Origin of the sequence: Shewanella alkalitolerans, from assembly GCF_019457575.1 — a bacterium.
Taxonomy (GTDB): domain Bacteria; phylum Pseudomonadota; class Gammaproteobacteria; order Enterobacterales; family Shewanellaceae; genus Shewanella; species Shewanella loihica.
The window spans coordinates 1,298,919-1,324,337 of the sequence record NZ_CP080422.1 but is presented as its reverse complement, the minus strand read 5'-3'; the positions used below and the strand labels follow the sequence as shown (position 1 = coordinate 1,324,337).

Here is a 25,419-nt window from a genome sequence, read left to right as displayed (position 1 = left end):
AAGCGTAAGAGTGCAAGCAGATGTGTCGGCCCGCCTAAACGATAGCCACACTCGCTGCTGACCAATGATTGAAGGCTAATCAGGAGTAATAGAAATAGGAGCAAGCCTGACACTTCACCGGCTCGATACAAACAAGCAAGGCCTGGTATTTAGCTTCTACCATGCCTTCAGGATGAGCCAATGTCGCAAAGCACTCTAAGCACACTTTCCTCCGCGCATGCAGTCGGGTATGGTCTAGCTAACAGCCAACCAAAAGATGAGCTCGCGTGAAACGGATCGCCCTCTTTGTCGATGTACAAAACATTTATTACACCTGCCGCCAGGCCTATGGACGTCAGTTTAACTACCACGCGCTGTGGCAGAGACTTAATGAGCAGGGGGAGATAGTTACGGCGCTAGCCTATGCCATCGACCGGGGTGATGATGGCCAGATAAAGTTTCAGGATGCGCTGAAACATATCGGCTTCGAGGTCAAGTTGAAGCCTTATATCCAGCGCAGCGACGGCAGCGCCAAGGGCGACTGGGACGTGGGGATCACCATAGATATCATGGAGCATGCCCCAGAGGTGGATACTGTTGTCTTACTCTCGGGCGATGGCGACTTCGCGTTGCTGCTCGAACATATTGGCCGCAAGTATTCCCTAGAAACTGAAGTTTACGGCGTGCCTGAGCTCAGTGCCAAGACGCTGATGGACGCAGCCACCCAGTTTCATCCCATAGAAGGTGAACTGCTGCGCTAGCCCTACAAGTTCGCCACTCAGGTTAGTCTCTTTCGCCAGAGGCTTAAAGGCAGTAGAGGTGCTGACAGTAACGCTTTGCCGAGGCGCCCCAGCTGAAACGCTTCTGACTGGCATTGTCGCAGATAACGTGCCAGGCCTCCTTACCGATGAGCGGCAGCGTCTGCGCCAAGGTCTCTAGCAAGGCCGCCGACTGCTCCGCCAGACTGTCGCCATAGAAGACAAACCCGTCTTCGCCATGACTCACCGTATCTTTCAGCCCCCCAACGCCATGAACCAGGCAGGGCTGAGCGGCCCGCATCGCCAGCATCTGACTGATGCCGCAGGGCTCGAAGGAGCTGGGCATGATAAACAGGTTACCGCACTCGTACAGGGTGTCAGACAGAGGCAAGTCGAAGCCGTTGATAAAGAGCAGGTTCTGATAGCGCCCGGCGAGCTCTGCAAGCTGCGCCTCTATCACCTGATCGCCGCTACCCAGGATAGCCATCAGGCCGTTAGGCGCATGCTCAGCCAAGAGCTTTAGCAGATGTTCTAGTGTGCTGATACCTTGCTGGTCGCGATAGCAGAGGATCGCCATCTTCTGATCCGTCAGGCGCCCCACCGAGGTCAGCAGCAGCCGGGGGGCATCCTGAAACTCCGACTGTCGCCTCAGCCGAGCAAGAGACATCAGCGCCAGCTGATCGACGCTGCGCACCCAAGGCGTCTGACATAACCAACCTTGTATCGCCCGCTCGGCGCTATCGATGAGCGGCAACAGCTTGTCTGTGTTGCCCCTGAGCAGCGCCTGACGCTTAGTGAGCTGACCCGAGCGTTTCAACTTACTCGGATACTCGCAGCCGTTTAAGATGCCATGCAGAGCGCCCGCTTGCTGTTTCTGCTGAAGGTCCGCCTCTAAGCCTTCGCCGCCAATAAACCCCTTGTCGGGCGATGAGGGACGCAGCACCTCCTGGGCATAGCTGGGGGACACCAGATGCACGCGATCGCTCAGCACTATGGCTGCGCGCAGCGGATTGAAACACTGTGGGTATCTGGGGTCGATCACCTGATTGAGCGCGTCACGCTCAAGCGAGGCAAACAGACTCGGCAACCAGGCCTGCAAGGAGGAGTGCTCCTGAGTTAAGGGCCGCGCCCCCTGAATCGCCAGGTTGTGGATAGACAGCACACAGGGGATCGCCTGCAGCGCGGCATACTCGGGGGCAAAGGCCCGCAGCAGCGCCAGCACGCCGCAGTGCCAGTCATGCAGATGTAGATGATCCGGCCTTGGCATCAAGCCGGACAACACCGCCTTGGCGACCCCGAGGCAAAACAGGGCGAACTTGTTGGCATCCTCGGCGAAAGGGCGATCGCTCGCCCCCGGGGTGTAGATCTTCCCCCCCTGATCGAACAGCGGGTGATCCAACAAGAAAAGGTTCACCTCCGGCAGACTGGGATGCGCCGCGCGGTAGAGGGTCAACCAGTGGGGCTGGCCATAGAAGTCGACCACCAGCTCGCCCAGGGGCTCGGCCCCCTGCTGACGATGCAGAAAACCATAGCTTGGCATGATCACATCGCTGCATACGCCCAGCGGATAAAGGGCACCCGGCAGGTCACGGATCACATCGGCCATGCCGCCCACCTTGGCGCCCTTGAGCGCGCCGTTCTCGGCGGCGACCATCAACACGCGCTTCATGGCGCTCTCCCCCTGCGTCTTACTCATAACCCACCGGTAGCCCCAACATGTCACGGGTCACCAGGGTGATCCCGCCTTCCGAGACCCTAAAGCCCCGCGCCCTGTCGTGATCATGGTCGTGGCCTATCACCGTGCCTTCTGGGATGATGCAGCCTCTGTCTAAGATGGCATTCTTGATCTGGCAGTGACGCAGCACCACCACATCGGGCAGTACCACAGAATTTTCCACCGTGGAGTAGGAGCAGACCTGCACCTCGTTAAACAGCACGCTGCGTCTCACGGTCGAGCCAGAGATGATACAGCCACCGGAGACGATGGAGTCCACCGCCATGCCGCGACGCTCGTCGTCATCGAAGACAAACTTGGCCGGCGGCAGCTGCTCCTGGAAGGTCCAGATGGGCCACTTGGCATCATAGAGGTTGAGCGCTGGGGTGGGCGATAGCAGCTCCATGTTGGCCTGCCAGAAGGAATCCAAAGTGCCCACATCACGCCAGTAGGCCTCTTCATCGGTGAAGCCGCTTCTGAAGGGGTGGGCGTAGACCTCGTGCCCCTCGATGATCGACGGGATGATATCCTTGCCAAAATCGCGATCCGAGTTCTCGTTCATGGCATCTTTCTTGAGCTGCTCGAACAAAAACTCTGTGTTAAACACATAGTTGCCCATAGACGCCAGACACATCTCGGGATTTTCCGGCAGGTGCTTGGGCAGCTCAGGTTTCTCTTCGAAACCGAGGATCTTGTTGCGCTCATCCACCTCGACCACCCCAAAGGCACCCGCCGCCTCGGCCACCGGCACCTCGAGGCAGGAGACCGTCATGTCGGCGCCCGACTCGGCATGGGCGGCCAGCAGGCCCGCATAGTCCATGCGATAGACGTGATCGCCAGAGAGGATCATCACATACTTGGGCAGCTCATGGCGTATGATGTCGATATTCTGAAATACCGCATCGGCGGTGCCCTTATACCAGCTCTCGGAATAACGCTGAGAGGCGGGCAGGATCTCTACCGACTCACCCAGCTCTTTCTTGAAGTGGCCCCAGCCGCGCATCACGTGGCGGATCAACGAGTGCGACTTGTACTGGGTCACCACGCCGATGCGGCGAATGCCCGAGTTGATGCAGTTCGACAGCGGGAAGTCGATGATGCGGAACTTGCCACCGAAATAGAGCGACGGCTTGGCGCGCCAATCGGTCAATTCATGCAGACGTGAACCTCGCCCCCCGGCCAAGATTAATGCATAGGTTTCTCGGGTTAAATTACTGATATAACGTGGGCTAGGATTCATGTTAGGCATAGGTACTCACTCCTTGAGATAAAAAACACACCAGTTGCTTGGGCGCCGCGGCGACCCGACTTAGCTCGATAAACGTCATTAGGCTATCCCCCAGATCTCGTCTCGATATTGACCAATGGTGACATCGCTGGAGAAGCGACCACTGGCGGCGGTATTGCGTATGCTCATCTGTGTCCAATGGTGGGGATCCCGGTAGGCCTTGGCCGCCTGCACCTGAGCGAGTCGGTAAGACTCGAAATCGGCGGCGGTCATCCAAGGGTCCCGAGGACAACGTATGCTGTTGATGATGGGATCGAAGATCCCCGGCTCCAGCAGGTTAAAGTGGCCACTCTCCAGCAGGTTCATCACCTCGGTCAGCGCCTGTGACTTGGCGATAAAGTGCTGGGGATCGTAGTGGGGCCTCAAAGCCTCCACCTCGTCGGCCCTCAGGCCGAAAAGGAAGAAGTTATCTTCGCCCACCTCTTCGAGCATCTCGATATTGGCGCCATCCAGGGTGCCTATGGTGAGGGCGCCGTTCATCATAAACTTCATGTTGCCCGTGCCCGAGGCCTCCTTGCCGGCGGTAGAGATCTGCTCGGAGAGATCCGTCGCCGGGCAGATCCGTTCCATGGCGCTGACGTTATAGTTGGGGTAGAAGGCGAAACGCAGATAAGGCGTCACCAGGGGATCCGAGTTGACCATGTGGGCGACATTATTGGCCAGTTTTATCAATAGTTTGGCCATGGCATAGCCAGGGGCCGCCTTGCCGCCGATCAGCACGCACCTAGGGGTGATATCCGTCAACTTACCCTGCTGGATCTGGTGATAAAGGTGGATCACATGCAGGATATTGAGCAGCTGACGCTTATATTCGTGAATGCGTTTCACCTGCACATCGAACATCATCTTAGGGTCGAAGCGAACGTCGCACTCCTGCTCCACCAGCTTGGCCAGCTGTTGCTTGTTGCCATGCTTGACCTCCTGCCAGGCCTTGAGCAGCCCCTCGTCATCGGTGAAGGCATTGAGCGCGCTGAGACGGCTAAGATCTTTCACCCAGCCTTCGCCTAACCGCTTGCCCAGCAGCTCGGCCAGCGCCGGGTTACTCTGAGCCAGCCAGCGTCTCGGGGTCACGCCGTTGGTCTTGTTGTTGAACTTCTCGGGCCACAAGGCATAGAAGTCCTTAAACAGGCCAGAGGTTAACAGCTGAGTATGCAGCCCGGCGACGCCGTTCACCGAGAAGCTGGCGACGATCGCCAGGTAAGCCATGCGGATATGGGGCTCATCGCCCTCTTCGATGATCGACATGGCTCGCAACTTGTCGCCATCCCCCGGCCAATGGTGAGCCACCATGTCTAGGTAGCGGGCGTTGATCTCATAGATGATATCCAGCAGCCTGGGCAGCATGTGGGCGAACATTCGCACCGGCCAACGCTCCAGCGCCTCGGGCAGCAGGGTGTGGTTGGTGTAGGCCATGGTCTGGCTGGTGATATCCCAGGCCTGATCCCAGGACAGACCATACTTGTCCATCAAGAGGCGCATCAACTCGGGGATCGCCACGCTGGGGTGAGTGTCGTTAAGCTGCATCACATGCTGGCGGGCAAAATCCCTAAAGTCGGGGCCGCGCTGGCTCACCCAGGTATTGAGCAGATCCTGCAGGCTGGCAGAGGAAAGAAAATATTGCTGGCGCAGCCTCAACTCCTTGCCGTTCTCGCTGGCGTCATTGGGATAGAGCACCATGGTGATCTGCTCCGCCAGGTTCTTGCGGGCCACTGCCTCCGTGTAATCCCCCTGGTTAAACTCCTCGAGATCGAAATCGTCGGTGGCCTCAGACTTCCACAGTCTGAGGGTGTTTATCCGCTCGTTCCGATAGCCGGGCACAGGGATGTCATAGGCCACCGCCAGCACATCCTGAGTCTCAACCCAGGTGTATTGACGCTTACCGTCGCGGTCGATATAGGACTCGGTATGGCCGAAGAAAGGCACAGTCACGTTGTGGCTTGGCACCCTCACCTCCCAGGGATTACCGTCCCTGAGCCAGCGGTCGGGGCGTTCCACCTGATAGCCGTCGCACAGCTTCTGGGCGAACATGCCGTACTCATACCTTATGCCGTAGCCAGTGACATTGAGATCCAGGCTGGCGCAGCTGTCGAGGAAACAGGCCGCCAAGCGTCCCAGGCCGCCGTTGCCCAGTCCGGCGTCATGCTCCTGGGCCTCCAGAGTCTCCAGCGCCACGGCATAGTCTTTCAATACTTGGGCGCTCTCGTCGTTCATATCCAGATTCAGCAGCGCATTGCCAAGGGCCCGCCCCATGAGGAACTCCAGCGACAGATAGGCGACCTTCTTGTTGCCCGTCTCCCGATCCAGTTGGCGGGTGGCGCGCCACTTTGGCAGCATCTGATCTTTCACACTCATGGCGAAGGCGTAGAATAGCGCCTGCTCGTCACGCTCCTTGGGGGTCAGGCTCTTGTCGATATGACGCTCGAAACAGGCCCCCAGGGTCTCACAGGGATCGCAGATAAGGCTGTCGGCCTTGGCTTCGACCTTTACCACAGGCTTGCTGCTAGTCTTACTCGTTTTAGTGGACTTCACCGGCTTAGCTGTCGAACTCATCTAGACTCTCCTTTGGCCGAGGGCATTTCTCTCGCTGAGGGCTCTTCTTTCGCTGAAGGCTCTTTTACCGCTGAGGGCTCTACTGCGAACGAGGTAAATTGGGCGTAATAGATCATCAGGCTACGGTCCTGCAGCACCAGACTGGCACCCTGCAGCAGGGCCTGATAGCTGGCGGACTCGCCATACTGGGGACTGTCCTGGGTACTGAGCAGACACTGCCACTGCACTATCCCCTCGAGGCTCGGCAGGGTGAACTGCTGAGACCTGTTGTCGGCATTAAACATCAGCAGCAGCGCCTGACGGCACCCGGCCTGGGCCTCCAACTCGCCGCTGATCACTAGGCTCAGGGTGCGGGTCTGCGCCTCGCCCCAGTGGGCCTTGGTCATGGGCTCACCCTGTCGACAGAACCAGTCGAGGCCTGGGGAGGCCTGGTTGGCACTCTCGTGGATATAGTCTCTGTGGCACAGCATGGGGAAACGGCGGCGCAGCTTGATGAGGTTAGCGGTGAAACTCAGTAGTTCGTCGCTGTCGATATCCTTGCGCCAATCGAGCCAGCTGGCGGGGTTGTCCTGGCAATAGGCGTTGTTGTTGCCCAGCTGGCTATGACCCACCTCATCGCCGGCCAGCAACATGGGCACCCCCTGAGACATAAACAGTGTGGTGAGCATGTTGCGGCACTGGCGGGCACGCAGTGCGGTGAGCGCCAGCTCGTCGCTCTGGCCCTCGTGGCCATAGTTGTCGCTGTAGTTCTCATTGTGGCCGTCGCGATTCTGCTCACCGTTGGCCTGATTATGCTTGTGGCGATAGCTCACCAGATCCATCAAAGTAAAGCCGTCGTGGCTGGTGATGAAATTGATGCTGGCAGCGGGTTTACGCCCGGCGTGTTCGAACAGATCGCTGGAGCCATGAAAGCGGGTGGCGAACTCGGGCAACATGCCGGCATCGCCGCGCCAGAAACGGCGCACCGTATCGCGATACCTGTCGTTCCACTCGCTCCAGCCGATGGGGAACTGCCCCAGCTGATAGCCGCCTGGACCTATGTCCCAAGGCTCGGCGATGAGACGCACCTGGCTAAGCACAGGATCTTGGCTGATGGCATCGAAGAAGCCGGAGCCCACATCGAAGCCGTGATCCTCACGCCCCAAGGTGCTGGCCAGATCGAACCTGAAGCCGTCGACCCCCATTACCTCGACCCAGTAACGCAGCGAATCCATCACCAGCTGCAACACCCTGGGGTGTGACAGGTTGAGGGTATTGCCACAGCCTGTGTCATTGATGTAGTAGCGCGGCTCGCTGGGGTGGAGACGGTAGTAGCTGAGGTTATCTATCCCCTTAAAGCAGTAGGTAGGCCCGAGACGATTGCCCTCGGCGCTATGGTTATAGACCACATCCAGGATCACCTCTATGCCGGCGCCGTGCAGGGCGCTGACCATGTCGCGAAACTCCTCTATTGCTCCATCGCCCTCAGACTCGCTTATTGACTCGCTTAGGTAGGCCTGATGGGGCGCGAAATAGCCTATGGTGTTGTAACCCCAGTAGTTAGTCAGCCCCTTCTGCTGCAGGAAGGCCTCGGTGACAAACTGCTGCACGGGCAGTAGCTCGACAGCTGTGACCCCAAGGCTTTTCAGGTGCTGCAGGCTAGCAGGGTCACCGAGGCCGGCGAAACGTCCGCGACGCTCACTGACCACCTCGGGATTTTGCTGGCTAAAACCCTTCACATGCAGCTCGTAGATCACACTGCGGCGCAGCGACAGCGGGCTGTCACTCTGATCGAAAGGGTTCACCAGGGGCGTTATGGGCCTAAGGTTTTTGAGATCCACCACCACACACTTGGGCATCAGTTCGGCGTTATCCAGCTCGCAGAAGCTTAAGTCTTCCTGCTCATGACCAAACTGATAGCCGTAGTGGGATTTATGATCTTTAATCGCGCCACTCAGGCGCTTGGCATAGGGGTCGAGCAGCAGCTTGTTGACATTAAATCTGTGGCCAATCAAGGGCTGATAGGGGCCATCGACCCGATAGCCGTAGCGACACCCCGCCCTGATCCCAGACACATGGCCATGCCAGATCTGCTGAGACTGACGCTCGAGACGCAGCCTGGCCACCTCCCTATCCTCCTCGTCAAACAGACAGAGGTAGACGGCAGTGGCGTGGGCGGAAAACAGCGCGAAGTTCACCCCCTCGCTATCTAAGCAGGCCCCCAAGGGATAAGGCTTACCGTGGGTCAGTCGCATGACACACTCTCGTCCAGTTCCAACACCAGACAGGCCAGCGGCGGCACGCTAATGCAGGCACTCTGAGCCTGGCCCTGATAGGCCTCTGGCTCGGTGTGGATAACCCCCTGATTGCCCACGTCGCTGCCGCCATAGTAGTGGCTGTCGCTGTTGAGGCGCTCATGGTAGCGGCCGGACTGCGGCAGGCCGATGCGAAACTCACGGTAGACCTCTGGGGTCATATTGACGATAAAGATCAGCTGCTTGTCGCCGCTCTGGCGGATAAAACTCAACACACCGGCGCTGGCGTTGTCGCAGTCGAGCCAACTAAAGCCCTCGCCGTGGTGATCGTCGCCATAGAGGGCAACGCTCTGACGATAGAGGCTGTTGAGATCTTTCACCCAGCGCTGCATCCCCTGGTGGGGCTCGAACGCCAGCAGGTGCCAGTCGAGGCTATGCTGATGGTCCCACTCGTCGCGCTGGGCAAAATCCGCGCCCATGAAGAGCAGTTTCTTGCCCGGATGGCCCCACATGAAGCCCAGATAGGCCCGCAGGGTGGCAAACTTCTGCCAGTCGTCGCCGGGGATCTTATGCAGCAAGGAGCCCTTGCCGTGCACCACCTCATCATGGCTCAGCGACAGGATGAACTGCTCGGTGAAGCAATACATCAGGCTGAAGGTCAGCTCGTTATGATGATGGCTGCGATGGATGGGGTCCCGGCCGATATAGCTCAGGCTGTCGTTCATCCAGCCCATGTTCCATTTGAAGCCGAAGCCCAGGCCGCCCTCATCGACCCGCTTGGTGACACCGGGCCAGGCGGTGGACTCTTCGGCGATCATCATGATGCCGGGAAAGCCTTGGTAGAGACGCGTGTTAAGGTCCTGCAAGAAGGCGATGGCATCCAGATTCTCGCGCCCGCCATGGGCGTTAGGCAACCACTGATGGGGCTCGCGGCTGTAGTCGAGATAGAGCATGGAAGAGACGGCGTCCAGGCGCAGGCCATCTAAATGAAACTCCTGCAACCAGTAGTGGGCGTTACTGAGCAGATAGCTCTGCACCTCGCCGCGGCCATAGTTGTAGATAAGGGTATCCCAATCTGGATGCTCTCCCTGTCGGGGATCCTCATGCTCATAGAGGCAGGAACCGTCGAAGCGGGTCAGCCCATGGGGATCCTTGGGGAAGTGCGCCGCGACCCAGTCGAGGATCACCCCTATGCCCGCCTGATGACAGGCATCGACGAAGGCCTTGAGCTCGTGAGGCTGGCCGAATCTGTGGGTCGGCGCAAACAGGCCCACAGGTTGATAGCCCCAGGAGCCGTCGAAGGGAAATTCGCACAGGGGCATCAGTTGCAGATGGGTGTAGCCCATCTCGACCACATAGGGGATCAGCTGATCGATGAGCTGGCTATAGCTGAGATACTGCTCGCCGTTTTCCCCTTGGCGACGCCAGGATCCAAGATGCACCTCATAGATGGAGATGGGCTGATCGTGCCAGCTCTGCTTGGCCCGTTTCGCCAGCCAGCGCTTATCCTGCCAGGCATAGTCAAGTTGAGGCGGTACGATTGAGGCGTTACCCGGAGCGCCCTGCATGGCGCGGCCGAAGGGGTCGGCCTTAAGGACTCGTTCTCCCTCCTGGGTGACAATCTCATATTTATAGTGGGTCAACGCCTTCATCGAGGGAATGAAGATCTCCCACACGCCGTTGGCCGGATGGTGGCGCATCACCTGACGGCGACCGTCCCAGTCGATGGCATCGTGCACCAGAGAGACCCGCTTGGCATTGGGCGCCCAGACACAAAACTGCACGCCGCTCACCCCATCGACCTCACGCCAGTTGGCCCCCATGAAACGATAGGCCTGCTCCTGACGCCCCTCGCTGAAGAGGTACAACGCCTCATCACTCAGCAGGCTGGCATATTGGTAAGGATCGTTCAGCTCCTCGACGCTAAAGGGATAATGCACCCGCAGGCGATACTCGAAGGGGTTGATGCGCCGCCCGGCGAGCCCGGCGAAGATCCCCTCATCATGGTACTTCTCCAGCTCGGCCACCTTGCGGCCATCTTGCTTGGCGATCAGCTCGACACGCTCGGCCCCCGGCAGAAAACAGCGCACCACCAGGCGTTTGACCAGGCTTACCGCCTTAGCCTCCTTGATGCCCTTACTAGACTTAGTGGCCGGAGCCATCTCTATGGCGTGCATCCCCAACAAGGCGAAGATATCCACGTAGTCGGCAGCCAGCAGGGCTTCAATTTCACTTGGCGCTATCAGTGGTGTCGGCGCAATCACTGGTGTCTGCACAGGAGTCTGCACTGGTATCTGCTTAGTCATCTGGTTATCCCTTTGCTTGTCTGTTTCATAGGAGTGTCATAGCTATGTCATCGGCTGAAAACAGGCTGACGAAGATGCTCGCCTGCCCGGCAAAATTGCTCGCTGGCCTCGGCCGAGCTGCGTCCCTCGACGATGCTTCGTAGCAGGCGCTTTATCGAGGGCGACTGTCTCAGACTGGTCAGGCTATAGGGCAGTCGTCGCTGCCAGTTGGCATATTCCTGCCAGGTGCCGGGAATGTTGACCCCGTGTCGCTCGCAGCAGAGATCCGCCAGTTGCACGCTAAACAGGCGCGAGTGGGAACGTGCCGCCACCGTCACCCAGGCGCTGAGCAGGAGCAGATAATCTTCCTCCAGCGAGGCGGTTTCGCCGTTGGCTTCGAGCCAGGCCAGCAACTGCTGGCGCTCGCTGTCGCGTCGCTCCAGGGCTTGCTCTAGCGCCTGGTCACTTTCGAGAAGTTCCAGCTGACGCTTAAGATGCAGGTCACTCTGAGACCACCAGGCCAGTAGTGTGGGCACGTCATGATTGGCCAGCATCATCAGGCTGTCGGCCCTGTGCTCTTGTGGCGACTTAAAGGATTCGCCCTGCTTGCAAAAATAGAAGAGTTCGTTGGCATAGATACCGCCATCGCTCAGCTTGGCGCGCACCTCATCCGGCACTATGCCGAGATCTTCGCCTATCACCACACAGTTGCTGCGCATGCTCTCAAGGCGCACGATCGCTAGCAGAGTATCTATGGGGTAGTACACATAGGCCCCGGGAGCCTCCTGGGACTCACTCGGCCACCACCAGAGACGCAGCAGCGCCATCACATGATCTAACCTGAGGGCGCCGTAGTAACGCATGTTGCTGCGGATAAGGGCAATAAAATGGCTAAAGCCCGACTGGGCCATGGCGATAGGATCCGGCGGCGTCAGCCCCCAGTTCTGCCCCTTGGGGGCAAAATCGTCCGGCGGTGCGCCTATGCTCGCCTGCTGGCAATAGGCGTCTCGATTGTGATGCACCTCGGCACCATCGCCGCGCACGCCAACCGCCATGTCGCCGATAAGGCCAATGCTCATGCCTGCCACGAGCGCCTGATGCTGACAGGCGATCAGCTGCTCGTGGGCAACAAACTGCAAGTAACTATGTAACTGGGGATCTGCGGCCATTTGCTCTCCCTGAGCTTGGGCCTTGTCTGCCTCCAGCTGGCAGAAACTGCTCAGCGCCTCCCCTTCCTGGGCCACAAACTGCATGAAGGCCTGATCGCGCGCACCACCGCTACCCAGCACGTCACGGCTAAACACCTGATAGAGGGCGATAAAGAGGCGATACTTGAGCTGGGTGAGCTTGGGATAATCGAGCCAGTTATCGCGGTTAAGACGCTCACGATCCAGAGCAAGAGTTTGCAGCAGCGGCGCTATCTCATTGGCCTCGGGGACTTGCTCGATATGAATATAGAGGGGATTGAGCCTGCGTCTGTCGCTCGGACTGTAGGGGCTGATATAGGCCTCTTCCAGATTGAAGGAATCCCCCAGGGCATGGAGCGGATTGAGCTGAATAAAGTCGCAGCCATAACCTCCGAGCCAGGCGATCAAAGCCCCCAGATCGCCAAAGTCCCCTATGCCCCACTGACTGTCGCTGCGCAGGCTATAGAGGGCGATACTCACCCCCCAGGGTTTATCCGTCTCCCGTAGTTGTTTGGCCTTGGGCGGCGCCAGCAACCAGGTGCCGTGATGACCCTCGGTTTGCCAGTCGATGGCCACGGTATTGAGCTTAGTCTTGCCATCAAGGGTCCCTTTACAGAAACCCACCGACAGCTTGTGATAGCCCATGGGGAGGGATTGGCCCTGCGTCAGGTAAGGCGCGATGGATACCTTATAGCGGTAATAGAGGTGGGGCTCACAATAATAGTCGCCCACCCGCTCCAGCGCCGTAAAAGGTATACTCATCTCGAGTTGCGTACCACCTTCGGTGAGGATGCGCACCCTAAGGTCGGGCTGCATCTCGGCTGGCAGCGATAAGATAAAACTTGGCTCAGTCAGACAAGCAAATTGAAAGGTTGCCAACGGGCGTTGCCAGGGCGCGACATCTAGGTCGAAATTACGCTTTTCAATCGCCTCACCATTGGCGGCGACGAAACCATCTGGGCTGAGATCATCCAGATGAAACTTAGGCTGAGTGCAGTTAGCCAGCAGACAGGCGAGAAGCCCTAAGCGCTCGGCCTGGCTATGGTGCACCAGGCGGCCCGAGTAATCGCTATAGCTGGCGCCGACGCCCTGCAAATAGAGTAACTTTTCTAAGCCCATCGCCCATTTCCCTGCTAGTCAGTCAAACTGCCCTATTTCCTTGAGCAGTAAACATGCCAAGCACAGGTAACAGCTTGACGACAGATTTATGTCAATCAGATGAACTCTTTTTAAGCCTAATAATCAACAGCTTATGAAATCATCTTTTCGAATAAGACAGACTAGGTGACTGGACGCTCAGGCGTTTGACGAAAATCAGCCTGCACAAATATTGTGCAGACGACCTAATTCGATGCACAGAAAATAAACAGCTGATTATCGGGTGATTTGGCCTCAACGAGTCAATTTCAACTTATGAAAGTTGCCGTGATAGATTTTCGAAATTGAAAATCAGTCAAATTTCGTATTTGTCATAAATTTACAAATTTAGTCGTATTGATCTAAGTTTTTGCCATGCTTTCGACTGGATAACCGCTAATTATGAGGAAGATCACACCTTTGCGATAACCGCGTTGGTACTTTAGTTACCAGAAAAGATAACAACTTTTAACTTTAAGCATAAAAAAGGTGATTTTATGGCTGCTAAATTTTTTATCCCATCAGTCAACGTATTGGGACAAAATGCTGTTGACGACGCAATTGGTGATATTAAAACCTTAGGCTTTCAGCGCGCACTGATCGTCACCGACAAGCCACTGGTCGAGATCGGCCTGGTTGGTCAGATCGTCGAGAAGTTTGGCGCGGCGGGCATCACATCGACTATCTTCGATGGCGTGCAACCTAACCCAACTGTAGGCAATGTCGAGGCGGGTCTGGCGCTGCTCAAGGCGAATGATTGTGACTTCGTGGTATCTCTGGGCGGCGGCTCACCACACGACTGCGCCAAGGGTATCGCCCTGGTTGCCACCAACGGCGGCAACATCAAGGACTATGAAGGCCTGGATATGTCGGCTAAGCCACAACTGCCGCTGGTCGCCATCAACACCACAGCCGGTACTGCCAGTGAGATGACACGTTTCTGCATCATCACAGACGAAGCCCGTCACATCAAGATGGCGATCGTCGACAAGCACACCACGCCTATCCTGTCGGTGAACGATCCCGAGCTGATGCTGCTCAAGCCTGCCGGTCTGACTGCCGCGACCGGTATGGACGCCCTGACACACGCCATCGAAGCCTATGTCTCTATCGCCGCCAACCCTATCACAGATGCCTGCGCCATCAAGGCGATCGAGCTTATCAAGGGTAACCTGGTGGAAGCGGTTGAGAACGGTCAGAGCCTGGAGGCCCGCGATCAGATGGCTTACGCTCAGTTCCTGGCGGGTATGGCCTTTAACAACGCCAGCCTGGGTTATGTACACGCCATGGCGCACCAGTTAGGCGGTTTCTATGACCTGCCACACGGCGTCTGTAACGCCCTGCTACTGCCACACGTTCAGGCCTACAACGCGCAGGTTGCCGCGCCGCGTCTTAAAGATGTTGCCAAGGCGATGGGTGTCGATGTCAGCGCCATGACTGACGAGCAAGGCGCAACGGCCGCAATCGAAGCGATCAAGGCGCTATCTGTCGCGGTGAAGATCCCAGAGAACCTCACCAAGCTGGGCGTGAAGGCGGAAGATATTCCAACGCTTGCCGACAACGCATTGAAAGATGCCTGCGGCCTGACCAACCCTAAACAGGCGACCCACGAAGAGATCTGCCAGATCTTCACCAACGCGCTATAGGCTAGCCTAGCAAGTTTCGAATTTCTCCCTGCAAGTAGAAATTCCAAGGCCCACCTCTGGTGGGCCTTTTTAATGGCAATCTTAACCCTCTCCTGTCGAGGTGTTGAGCGTGCATTGTCACCGCTCGGCTCGAGCAGCTCCTTAAGCCCACACAGTTTTTATCAGCCAGCTCTGGATTCATACGCTTTTTATTCGTCGCTTGTTACTAGTTGGCTTGCTATTAGTTCGCTTGTTATTGGCTAGCGATTAGCCATTCGACATGCGGGCTGGTCGAGACTAACACCCACTCGAGCAAGGCCACTTTTATCGAGCTTCCCGAGTCAAAGCCTCGGCAAACGGCCGTGATACAAACAAAATCACTCATCTAATGGAGAAACACCCGGCTTTTCGAAGTTTTTATCATAAAAATCCAGCACTAATAGCTAAATACTCTTTTCACGCCACACTTTTGGACTAGTCCCTTCGGATACATGTGTTATAAAATGGTGTCAGCTCGCTTTTTCCCTGCAAAGATTCAGCTAGCTAAAAGGCTCGTCGGCAACTATTGCCGACGAGCCTTTTTCTTCTCCCTGATGTTCCGCACTATCACTTGACTTCGACCACTCAGCCGTGACAATGACCAATGAAAAAACAAAAGTGTTCAAGAGGCAGTAACTTTTTTATTCCCATAAGCCCATGAAAGCACTGCCATATAAATTTTGCCCAACAGATATCCTCCATGATGGCGAAAATAACCCCTAGGTAAACAGCTAAAGTGTGTTATCTTAGCCGGGCTCTGTTGTTCAGGGTTATTAGTTTAAAGTATCAAGTAAAAGTCAAAACCTTAGTCAAATCTTCACCATTTTTGTCCTCAGTTTTCCCTTAGCTTCATCGTAATACTCAATAATTCAACGGCTCGGCATACCGCAATGTCGCGGATTTTTATATGAATTAAATAAGGGACAAATATGTCTAATACAACTGGTACCGTTAAGTGGTTTAACGAAGATAAAGGTTTTGGTTTCATCGAGCAGGCAAATGGCGGCGCTGATGTGTTCGTGCATTTCCGCGCTATAGTATCCGATGGATACAAGACGCTAGCCGAAGGCCAAAAGGTCACCTTCGATATCGAGCAAGGTCAAAAAGGCTTGCAAGCAGCGAACGTAGTTCCGGCTTAATCGAACGGTTCGATAAAAAAAGGCGACTTGAAGTCGCCTTTTTTGTGCCCAGATTTTAAGCTTTAGCTCAAGTTTTAACTATTGGCTCGTCGCGCCTTCACCCTTCATGCGCTCACGCAGCTTCTGCATGATGACGTAAAACACAGGCACCAACAGGGTACCCACCAGAGTCGCCGCCATCATGCCGCCGAATACAGAATACCCCAGGGCGCGACGACTTCCTGCGCCGGCGCCGGTGGCAATCACCAAGGGTAATACCCCCAGCAGGAAAGAGAAGGCGGTCATGAGTACGGCGCGAAAACGCAGGCGCGCCGCGGTTTCTGCCGCATCCAGAACACTCTTACCCTCTTCCCTGAGCTGTTTGGCAAACTCGACGATCAGGATGGCATTCTTACAGGCCAAACCGATCAAGAGTACTAGGCCTATCTGGGCATAGAGGTTGAGCTCGCTTCCCACCAGCAAGATGTTGAGGAAGGCCCCCAGGATGGCGATAGGCACCGCAAGCATGACGGCGAAGGGAATGCTCCAACTCTCATACTGGGCCACCAGGAACAGATAGGTAAACACCAGGGCCAGGGCGAAGATCAGCGGCGCTAAGTTACCCGCCTTGATCTCTTGATAGGTCTGCCCCGTCCACTCAAACTTGTAGCCCGCCGGCAACGTCTCCTGAGCCGCCCTTTCCATGGCGGCGATGGCGTCGCCCGAGCTAAAGCCAGGGGCCGGGAAGCCGTTGATGGTGGTCGAGCTAAACATGTTATAAGCGTTCATCACGTCCGGCCCCAGGATAGGCGTCACCTTCACCAGTGTGCTCAGGGGCACCATCTCGCCACTAGCCGAGCGCACATAGAAGCTGGCGATATCCTTGTCGGAATTTCGAAACTCGCCTTCGGCCTGGAGTATCACCCGGAACACCTTACCGAAGCGGTTGAAATCGTTGACATACATAGAGCCGAGCATGGTCTGCATGGTAGAGAAGATCTCATTTAAGGAGATCCCCAACGCCTTAGCCTTGTCTCTGTCCACATCCACATACATCTGCGGCACGTCGGCGCGGAAGTTACTAAAGGCCATGGCGATCTCAGGCTGTCCGTTGGCCTTCATGATAAGCGCCCGCATCACAGAGGCCAGCTCCTGGGGCGAACGCCCTTGGGTGTCCTGCAGCACAAACTCGAAACCGCCGACGCTCCCCACCCCCGGGATAGGTGGCAGCGAGAAGGCCATCGCCTTCACCGACGGATTGGCGGCATACTTGGCCTGCAACTTGGCGACGATCGCCGCCTCCACCATGTCGGGCGAGTCGCGCTCCTCCCAGGTCGACAGGGTCACGATCATCAGGCCGCCGTTAGAGGAGACCGAGCCGGTCAGGATACTGAAGCCACTGGCATGGATCACATTCTCCACCCCAGGCTCTTCCAGCGTCAGCTTGACCAGGTTACGCATCACCTCTTCGGTGCGGTTAAGCGAGGCACCATCTGGCAGCTGAATATCCACCATGAAGGCCTTCTTATCCTCCATGGGCACGAAGCCCGATGGCAACACCTTGGCGATGCCGCCAGTGACGCCGATCAGACAGGCATAGGCCACGCCCACCAGCACCAGCTTACGCACCAGTGAGGAGACCAGCTTCATATAGCCGCCGGTAAAGCGCTCGAAGTAGGTGTTAAACAGGTAGTGGAAGCCATGGGTATGTTTCTTGGGCGGCTTTAACAGGGAGGCGCACAGGGCCGGACTCAGGGTCAGGGCGTTGACCGAGGAGATAAGCACTGAGATACAGATAGTCACAGAGAACTGGGCATACATCTGCCCTGTGATCCCCGGCATCACCGCCGTGGGGGCAAACACCGCCAGCAGCACCAGGGTGGTGGCGATAACGGGGCCCGTCACCTCCTTCATCGCCTTGGAGGTCGCCTCGGTGGGCGACAGCCCCTCATCTTCCATCAGGCGGGTGACGTTCTCCACCACCACAATGGCATCATCCACCACGATACCGATCGCCAAAATAAGCGCGAACAGAGAGACTGTGTTGATGCTCATGCCGAAGGCCAACAGGAAAGCGAAGGTACCTATTAGCGAGACGGGAATGGCGATCCCCGGCACTAAGGTCGAGCGCGCATCCTGCAGGAAGATGTAGACCACAAACACCACTAGGGCGACCGAAATAAACAGGGTCTGCACCACCTCGGTTATCGAGGTCTCGACAAATTCTGTGGTGTCATAGAGCACCTTGTACTCGAGGTCGTCCGGGAAGCGGCTGGCGAGGGTATCCATCTCGGCCTTGATCGCCTTGGCGACCTCCAGGGCGTTGGCGTCCGGCGCCTGATAGATGGCGATGATGGCTGAGGGTTTGTTGTTCAGCTTACCCTGGGCGTCATAGGTCTGAGAGCCCAGCTCGACCCGGGCGACATCTGAGACGATCACCTTAGAGCCATCGGGATTGGCACGGATCATCACCCGGCCAAATTCCTCGGGGTCTTTCAGACGTCCCTTGGTCTGCAGGGTATATTGAAATTGCTGCTGGGGATCCACGGGCGCGGCGCCGATACGACCGGCGGCCACCTGAATATTCTGCTCTCTCAGGGCGGCGATCACATCGCTGGCGGTCACGCCAAAGCTGGCCATCTGATTGGGATCTAGCCAGATACGAATGGCGTAATCCAGGGCGCCGATCACCTGCACCTTAGATACCCCATTCTGCCGCGCCAGGGCGTCTTTGACGTTTAGGCCGGCATAGTTGGTAATAAACAGCGAATCGAAGGTCTCGTTGGGGCTAACCAGGTTTACCACCATGAGGATGTTGGGGCTCTGCTTCTCAACCTTCACCCCTTGGCGTTTCACCTCCTCGGGCAGTCTGGGCATCGCCTGCTGCACCCGGTTTTGCACCTTCACCTGGGCCATGTCGGCGTCTGTGCCCACATCGAAGGTGACGTTGAGGGAGTAGCTGCCGTCGTTGGCGCTCTTGGACTGCATGTAGAGCATCCCCTCGACGCCGTTGACCTCCGCCTCTATGGGCTGGGCTATGGTGTCTTTGACTATGTCGGCGCTGGCCCCGGAATAGCTGGTGCTGACGCTCACCTGAGGCGGCGCAATTTCGGGAAACTCGGCCACCGACAAGATGGGGATGGAGATCAAGCCCACCAGGGTCAGCACGGTTGAGATCACGAAGGCAAATTTCGGCCTATGAATAAAAAACTCACTGATCATAATGACCCCCGATTAGGCATCGTTAGCTTCTTGGAAAGGCACCGCTTGCTGCTCGACGGCCTTCACCTCGATACCCGGACGGATCTTCTGCAGACCATCCACCACGATACGTTCGCCCTCGTTAAGGCCACTGAGCACGCGCCAGTCGACGCCGAATCTGTCACCCAGTTCGACCACCCGCTTCTGCACCTTGTTGTCACCATCCAGCACCATGACGAAACGTCCCTGCTGATCTTCCTGCACCGCCGCCTGTGGAATTAAAATGGCCTGCTCACTAATGGGGGACTCGATAACCAGAGTCACAAACAGCCCGGGCAGCATCAGCTTACTCTCATTATTGAAGGTGGCCCTGAGCTCCAGGGTGCCGGTGGCGGCATCGACCCTATTGCTGATAAAGTCGATATACCCAGTCTCGTCGAACATGGTGCCGTTGGGCAGGCGCAGGCGGATCACGATATCCGAGATCTTCACCTCATGTTTGGCGGCCTTGGAAAAGTTCTGTTTGGCGGAGATGATGGTCTTCTCGGCAACCTGGAAGTTGACCCACATGGGCTGCAACTGCACCAGGCTGGCCAGCTCAGACTGAGGCGTGATGATATCCCCCTGACTCACCTTGGCGCCGCTGATGCGGCCCGAGATGGGGGCGTAAACCTTGGTATAGCTGAGCTGCAACTCGGCGGCCTTCACCGCCGCTTCGGCCTGCACCACACCCGCCGCCGTGGTCAGCTTACGACTGGTAAGCTCATCCATGTCCTGGGCGCTGATCATGCCATCGGGTAGCAGGCGACGGCCACGCTCCCAGTTCATCACCGCCACATCGCGAGAGGCGATGGCCTGCTTGAGCACCGCCTGTTGCTGCGCCAGCTCGGCCTCAAAGGTGGAGGGGTCTATCTCAAACAGCAGCTCGCCGGCATCTATGTCTTCCCCCTCGACAAAGGTGCGCTTCAGCAGCTGTCCCTGGATCTGCGACTTGATCACCACATCTTCCGATGCCCGGGTGCGACCAACGATCTCCGTCTTGGCGCGGATCTCCTTAACCTGGGCGGTGTTAACTATCACGCTGGGCATAACGGCGGGCCCGGGGGCTGGCGCCTTGCCGCAAGCCGCGAGCAGCAGCGCCGCGCTAAACAGGGTGAGTCGAGAGAGAGGTGAAGCGTTTCTACCAAGCATTAGGGCCTCCAGAGCGCCAAGCGACAATTCATGGATAACTTTCATCAGACGGCAGACAGATGTGAATGACGGGCAGTGTCATTTACAACTGCTTATCATATTAGTAACAAGCTAATACTTTCACCAGGAATAGCAAGGGCAATTAACTGACTCATTTGGCATTTTTTAAATTTTTCATCTTGGATTAACGGCGCGGGTCAGTGGATTTTTCTGAGCGCAAGTTTTGACAAAATAGGCCGATTCGGGAAAAAAACGTCTATTAGCTGATGCTTTATTAAGCAGATGGCAAAATGGGCTTAAAAATGAGACACAGCACAAGGTTATGGCCAATCCTATCGTGCTACAACAGGTTAAGGGTCTTCTCCCATGGCCGGGTAAATCGGCAAATACTGGACGAATAGTTGTTGACCCTAAAGAAATGCAGTGCCTATGATGGCCCTTGTATCCATAATCAGGAAGGTAATTTATGACAGCCATTTCTCATGTCTATAACTATACAGTCAGATGCCCGCATATTAAGGATCCCGCTCACCCAACCACCTGGCAAAACCATATCGAATTCAATCAGTCATGCGAAATAGGCCTGAGTCGCATCACCAAGTGGCACGACAGATCCGGTCACCGCATCTTCGAACATGACGGCTTTACCATCAGAGAAGCCGATGGCGAGAGCGCCTATTTCTCGATGCAAAGCGACCGCCTGAAAAATGATGGCCATGTATTAGTGACCTTTAAGATCTTCATGGACGATGCCACCAAAGACAGCTCGGTACAGGAGATCATGGCTCACCTTATTGAGGACTACCGTCAGCGCCTCGCCAAACTCTCCTAATCGTCGCTAAACCACCTCTCCAGGAGCCAGATCACACACTCGATCTGGCTCACACTTTTCTGCTCACAAAACAATCTAGATCACATTTACGTTGCACCAAAATGTGACAAATACAGAATAAAACCGCAGAAACCACAAACGACACCACTTACAAAACAATTGGTTATGTATAAAACCGCTATTTTTACCCGCTTAATCACGCCAATTTAGGCTAATTGCCAAAATATCACCTCAAGCTTACACTTTTCTCGATTCAAGACAGTTTTGCTGGCAGAACAATGCCGGGCAATCATCAACTTAAGCTGAATATAGGAGCAATAGCCTCATGGGTGCAGTGGCCAATATCGTCATCGTTGGCGGTGGTGCGGGTGGAATGGAGATAGCGACCAAGCTAGGTCGTAAACTGGGACGTAAGGGCAAGGCCAAGATCACCCTTATCGACTGCGCCGACAGCCATATCTGGAAACCCCTGCTGCACGAGGTCGCCACCGGGGCGCTGGATATCGGCATAGATGCCATCAGCTACCGAGGTCATGCAGCCGCCCACGGCTACCATTTTCAGCAGGGGGCGATGACAGATATCGACCGCGAGCACAAGCAAGTGATCCTGGCCCCCATCTTAGATGATAAAGGTAATGAGCTCCTGCCCGCCAGGCGCATAGACTACGACTATCTGGTGCTGGCCATCGGCAGTATCGCCAACGATTTTAAGATCCCTGGGGTCAGGGAGCACTGCGTCTTCCTCGACAACACCCAACAGGCGATGCAGATCCGCACCATGCTGCTCAATAAATTTATGCGTTATGCCAGCCATCATCAGCTAGACGACAAGATCAAGATCGCCGTGGTCGGCGCCGGGGCGACCGGCGTCGAGATGTCTGCCGAGATGCACCATGCGGTCGAGCAACTCAGCGGCTTCGGCTACAAGATAGACACCAGCCTGTTAGAGGTCACGTTGATCGAGGCTGACTCACGCATCCTGCCCAAGGTGGAGAAGCAGGAGATCTCCCAGGCGGTAACGAACCAGCTTAATCAGATTGGCGTTCGGGTCATGACCAATACTCGTATCGACCGGGTGGATGAAAATGCGCTGCATACCTGTGACGGCCAGACCATCGCCAGCGACATGACCATCTGGTCCACCGGGGTGAAGGCGCCCGACTTTATGCGTGAGATTGGCGGCCTGGAGAGCAATCAGATCAATCAGGTGATGGTTAAGCCCAACATGCAGACCACCCGGGATCCCCACATTTTCGCCATCGGCGACTGCGCCGCCTGCCCACAGCCAGACGGCTCCTGGGTGCCGCCGAGGGGCCAGTCGGCGCGGCAGATGGCACTGATGACGGCGGACAACATCAGCCTGATGCTAGTCGGGCACCCCCCCAGCAAGGAGTACCTCTATAAAGATCTCGGCTCCCTGGTAAACCTGTCCAAGTTCCATACCGTGGGCAACCTGATGTCCTTCATCGGCGGTGGCGTATTGGTGGAGGGCAAGATAGCCAGGTTCGTCTATACCTCGCTCTATCGGCGCCATCTAATTGAACTACATGGGATCTTTAAAGGTACCCTGTTGATGTTTGCCAAGGGGATCAGCCGCATCATCCACCCTCACCTCAAGCTGCACTAAGACGTTCACCAAGTAACAGTCGAGGCGCTAATCGAGTGCACAGCCCTAGCCATTATGAGCCTCCCTTTTGGGGAGGCTTTCGCTCGATGGGCTAACGGGTTAAAATGTGACAACTTTTGTCAACAAGAGATCATTATGAAAAAAATTATTAGCGCGGTTATGATCCTTGGCGCCCTTAGCGCCTGCGCCGACCTTAAGCATGCAGGTCGCTCAATAGGTAACACCACCAAAGAGGTGACCACAGATATCGGCCACGCCACCCGTGACACCACCAAGGCGATTGGTCATGCGTCCCGCGATGCGGTCAAATCGGTCAAAGAAGACCTGAGCAAAGAAAATTAAATCGGACCGGCCTAGTGGCCTTGATCTGAAGATAAAGATAAAGAGGGCATATCCGCCCTCTTTTTTTATTGGCTATCTCTGGCACAGCTTTAGACTCTATTTAGCAGCTCTTAAGCAGCGGCTAAGCAGCTATTACGCATCGACTAAGCAGCCATTAGGCAGCATTAGCCCGCATCCCATGGGGCTTGGGCAAGCCATTTTCATCCACGTTAACGAAGATCATCTTATCTATGGTCACCACAGGCAGACGGGTCGCCTTGTTACGCACCTCGCAGCAGACGGTGATGGAACTGACCCCGGCACTGATGAGCGCTAAGCCGAACTCGATCACATCGCCCTGACGCGCCGGGGTCATGAAGTTGATCTCTGAGATGATCTTGGTGACTATGCTCTGGCTATTCATCTGACAGGCCGCGAAGATGGCCGCCTCCTCATCTATCCAGCTTAATAACTGTCCGCCGAACAATGCATTAGCCGGATTTAAATGTTCGGGTTTAATAAAGCGTCGACTGTAATATTTCATTTGGGCTCTCCCTGATAGACTCAGACGAAAGCGTTACAAGAAACAGACCAAGAATTAAAAACACATAAAAACAATAACTTAAAATCACACCTTCGACACTTATCTCACCGTTTTAGTGCCCTTTGCACCAAGTTAACTCAGGCATAAAAAGGGTTTCGACATCTTAGCTTCACATAACTGCAATCTTAATTCATCAATTCTGTCATCTGGATACCTGACAATCAGGCCGCTTTATCTCAAATAGCGAACAATTTACTTCAACCCAATACGGATGATGAAAGTGATGATGATAAAAAGATTAGCTGCGTTGATCTCTTGCAGCCTAGTAACCATGGCCGCCAACAGCGCCGTGTTACCCAGTGTTCAGACAGACAGCCATTGGTATAAGGAAAGTGCCCAACGGGTGTCAGACAAGGCCACACTAGAAACCAAAGCAAAGGCCAAAAACGTCATTCTATTTGTGGGCGATGGTATGGGGATCTCTACCCTGACCGCCGCGCGTATCTACCAAGGCCAACAGATGGCCGGTAACCAAGGTGGTGAAGAGAACTTCCTAAGCTTCGAGAAGTTCGACCATACCGCCCTGATCAAGACCTACAACACCAACCAACAGACTCCAGACAGCGCTGGCACCATGACAGCTATCGCCACGGGTGTTAAGTCTAAGGCGGGTGTTATCTCTGTTTCTGACCAGTCACTGCGTGGCAACTGTTTGTCATCTAAAGGCAACGAGCTGGTCACCCTGGTTGACCTGGCCAACGCCAAGGGCCTGTCTACCGGCGTAGTTTCTACCGCCCGTATCACCCACGCCACGCCAGCAGCTACCTATGCCAACAGCCCTGAGCGCGACTGGGAATCAGACGCCAACCTGCCTGCCGAGGCTGTGGCTAACGAGTGTAAAGATATCGCCTACCAGATGGTCATGCGCGATAAAGACAATGCCCTGACGGTCGCCCTGGGTGGCGGTCGACGCGCCTTCATCCCTAACACAGTTACCGATGGTGAAAACAAGAAGGGTCAGCGTAAGGATGGCATGGATCTGACCAAAGCTTGGGTCGAAAACTTCGACAACGCCGCCTATGTGTGGAACAGCGAAGAGTTCGACGCCATCGATGTTGCCACCACAGACCACCTGCTGGGTCTGTTCAACTCGTCTCACATGGAATATGAAGCCGATCGCGCCGACGACGTTGGTGGCGAGCCTTCACTGACCGAGATGACTGAGAAGTCTATCGAGATGCTGAAGAAGAACGACAACGGCTACCTGCTGATCGTCGAATCGGGCCGTATCGACCACGGTCACCACGCGGGCAACGCCAAGCGCGCCCTGGCTGACGCCGTCGAACTCTCTAACGCCGTTAAGGCCGCGGTAGAAAACACCAACCCAGATGAGACACTGATCCTGGTTACCGCCGACCACAGCCACGTGTTCACCATCGCAGGTTATCCAAAGCGTGGTAACCCTATCCTTGGTCTGGTACATGGCGTAGACGGCACTGTTTCAACCGCTCTGGATGGCAAGCCATACACCACCCTAGGTTACACCAATGGTCCTGGCGCCGTTGTGGGTAATCGTGACGACCTATCTTCAGTCGATACGCAAGACAAAGACTTTATGCAGCAGTCACTTATCCCTATGGGTAGCGAGACGCACGCCGGTGAAGATATCAGCCTGCACGCCACAGGCCCAGGCTCAAATCTGGTACAGGGCGTGATGGAACAGAACGTCATTTTCCACATCATCAACCAAGCCCAAGCGCTTGGCGGTACTAAGTATTAATTGGGAGCA

The 25,419-nt window shown here is 56.0% G+C and carries 16 protein-coding genes; 7 read left to right on the top strand and 9 right to left on the bottom strand.

Translation table 11 applies throughout. From position 1 onward, the window contains the following. Positions 1-266: 266 nt before the first annotated feature. Entirely contained in the window at positions 267-740 is a 474-nt protein-coding gene (locus tag K0J45_RS05880; RefSeq protein ID WP_220044628.1) for a LabA-like NYN domain-containing protein, read from the top strand. Positions 741-783: 43 nt separating this feature from the next. Here K0J45_RS05880 and K0J45_RS05875 read toward each other — a convergent pair whose 3' ends face one another. The 6 genes from K0J45_RS05875 to malQ all read right to left on the bottom strand — a co-directional run bounded on the left by K0J45_RS05875 (position 784) and on the right by malQ (position 13,114). Continuing rightward, a complete protein-coding gene (locus K0J45_RS05875; protein ID WP_220044627.1) occupies positions 784-2,433 on the bottom strand; it encodes a glycogen synthase in 1,650 nt (549 codons plus the stop codon). Further along, positions 2,426-3,700, bottom strand: a complete 1,275-nt coding sequence (glgC, locus tag K0J45_RS05870) for a glucose-1-phosphate adenylyltransferase (RefSeq protein ID WP_220044626.1) — start codon at positions 3,698-3,700, stop codon at positions 2,426-2,428. The genes K0J45_RS05875 and glgC overlap by 8 nt, the downstream gene beginning before the upstream one ends. Before the next feature lie 78 nt (positions 3,701-3,778). Further along, positions 3,779-6,289, bottom strand: coding sequence for a glycogen/starch/alpha-glucan phosphorylase (locus K0J45_RS05865; protein ID WP_220044625.1), 2,511 nt, complete (start codon positions 6,287-6,289; stop codon positions 3,779-3,781). Continuing rightward, the gene (gene glgX, locus K0J45_RS05860) at positions 6,286-8,523 is read right to left on the bottom strand and encodes a glycogen debranching protein GlgX (protein WP_220044624.1); all 2,238 of its coding nucleotides are present in this window, start codon (positions 8,521-8,523) and stop codon (positions 6,286-6,288) included. Before glgX ends, K0J45_RS05865 begins: the two co-directional genes overlap by 4 nt. Beyond that, entirely contained in the window at positions 8,514-10,829 is a 2,316-nt protein-coding gene (gene glgB / locus K0J45_RS05855; protein WP_434086952.1) for a 1,4-alpha-glucan branching protein GlgB, read from the bottom strand. Before glgB ends, glgX begins: the two co-directional genes overlap by 10 nt. A 47-nt stretch (positions 10,830-10,876) precedes the next feature. Then, on the bottom strand, positions 10,877-13,114 hold the full coding sequence (gene malQ, locus K0J45_RS05850) for a 4-alpha-glucanotransferase (RefSeq protein ID WP_220044623.1): 2,238 nt from the start codon (positions 13,112-13,114) through the stop codon (positions 10,877-10,879). A 515-nt stretch (positions 13,115-13,629) separates the two neighbouring features. Here malQ and yiaY point away from each other — a divergent pair. Next, entirely contained in the window at positions 13,630-14,778 is a 1,149-nt protein-coding gene (yiaY, locus tag K0J45_RS05845; RefSeq protein ID WP_220044622.1) for an L-threonine dehydrogenase, read from the top strand. 947 nt (positions 14,779-15,725) lie between these two features. Then, on the top strand, positions 15,726-15,935 hold the full coding sequence (gene cspE / locus K0J45_RS05840) for a transcription antiterminator/RNA stability regulator CspE (RefSeq protein WP_011864967.1): 210 nt from the start codon (positions 15,726-15,728) through the stop codon (positions 15,933-15,935). Between the two features lie 78 nt (positions 15,936-16,013). Here the strand turns inward: cspE and K0J45_RS05835 are convergent, their stop codons facing one another. Together K0J45_RS05835 and K0J45_RS05830 are read right to left on the bottom strand one after the other, a co-directional pair. Continuing rightward, positions 16,014-19,136: an efflux RND transporter permease subunit gene (locus tag K0J45_RS05835; protein ID WP_220044621.1), complete on the bottom strand. Its 3,123-nt coding sequence runs from the start codon at positions 19,134-19,136 to the stop codon at positions 16,014-16,016. 12 nt (positions 19,137-19,148) lie between these two features. Then, a complete protein-coding gene (locus tag K0J45_RS05830) occupies positions 19,149-20,306 on the bottom strand; it encodes an efflux RND transporter periplasmic adaptor subunit (protein ID WP_220044620.1) in 1,158 nt (385 codons plus the stop codon). Positions 20,307-20,772: 466 nt separating this feature from the next. On the opposite strand from K0J45_RS05830, the gene K0J45_RS05825 reads away from it, so the two are divergent. From K0J45_RS05825 to K0J45_RS05815, 3 genes are all read left to right on the top strand, one after another. After that, positions 20,773-21,138, top strand: coding sequence for a cytoplasmic protein (locus K0J45_RS05825; protein ID WP_220044619.1), 366 nt, complete (start codon positions 20,773-20,775; stop codon positions 21,136-21,138). A gap of 325 nt (positions 21,139-21,463) precedes the next feature. Then, positions 21,464-22,765, top strand: coding sequence for an NAD(P)/FAD-dependent oxidoreductase (locus tag K0J45_RS05820; protein ID WP_220044618.1), 1,302 nt, complete (start codon positions 21,464-21,466; stop codon positions 22,763-22,765). A 135-nt stretch (positions 22,766-22,900) separates the two neighbouring features. After that, on the top strand, positions 22,901-23,107 hold the full coding sequence (locus K0J45_RS05815) for a hypothetical protein (RefSeq protein ID WP_011864962.1): 207 nt from the start codon (positions 22,901-22,903) through the stop codon (positions 23,105-23,107). Between the two features lie 154 nt (positions 23,108-23,261). On the opposite strand, the gene K0J45_RS05810 is transcribed toward K0J45_RS05815, so the two are convergent. After that, positions 23,262-23,630, bottom strand: a complete 369-nt coding sequence (locus K0J45_RS05810; RefSeq protein WP_011864961.1) for an acyl-CoA thioesterase — start codon at positions 23,628-23,630, stop codon at positions 23,262-23,264. 283 nt (positions 23,631-23,913) lie between these two features. Here K0J45_RS05810 and K0J45_RS05805 point away from each other — a divergent pair, with 283 nt between their 5' ends. Continuing rightward, on the top strand, positions 23,914-25,410 hold the full coding sequence (locus K0J45_RS05805) for an alkaline phosphatase family protein (RefSeq protein WP_220044617.1): 1,497 nt from the start codon (positions 23,914-23,916) through the stop codon (positions 25,408-25,410). Positions 25,411-25,419 lie beyond the last annotated feature (9 nt).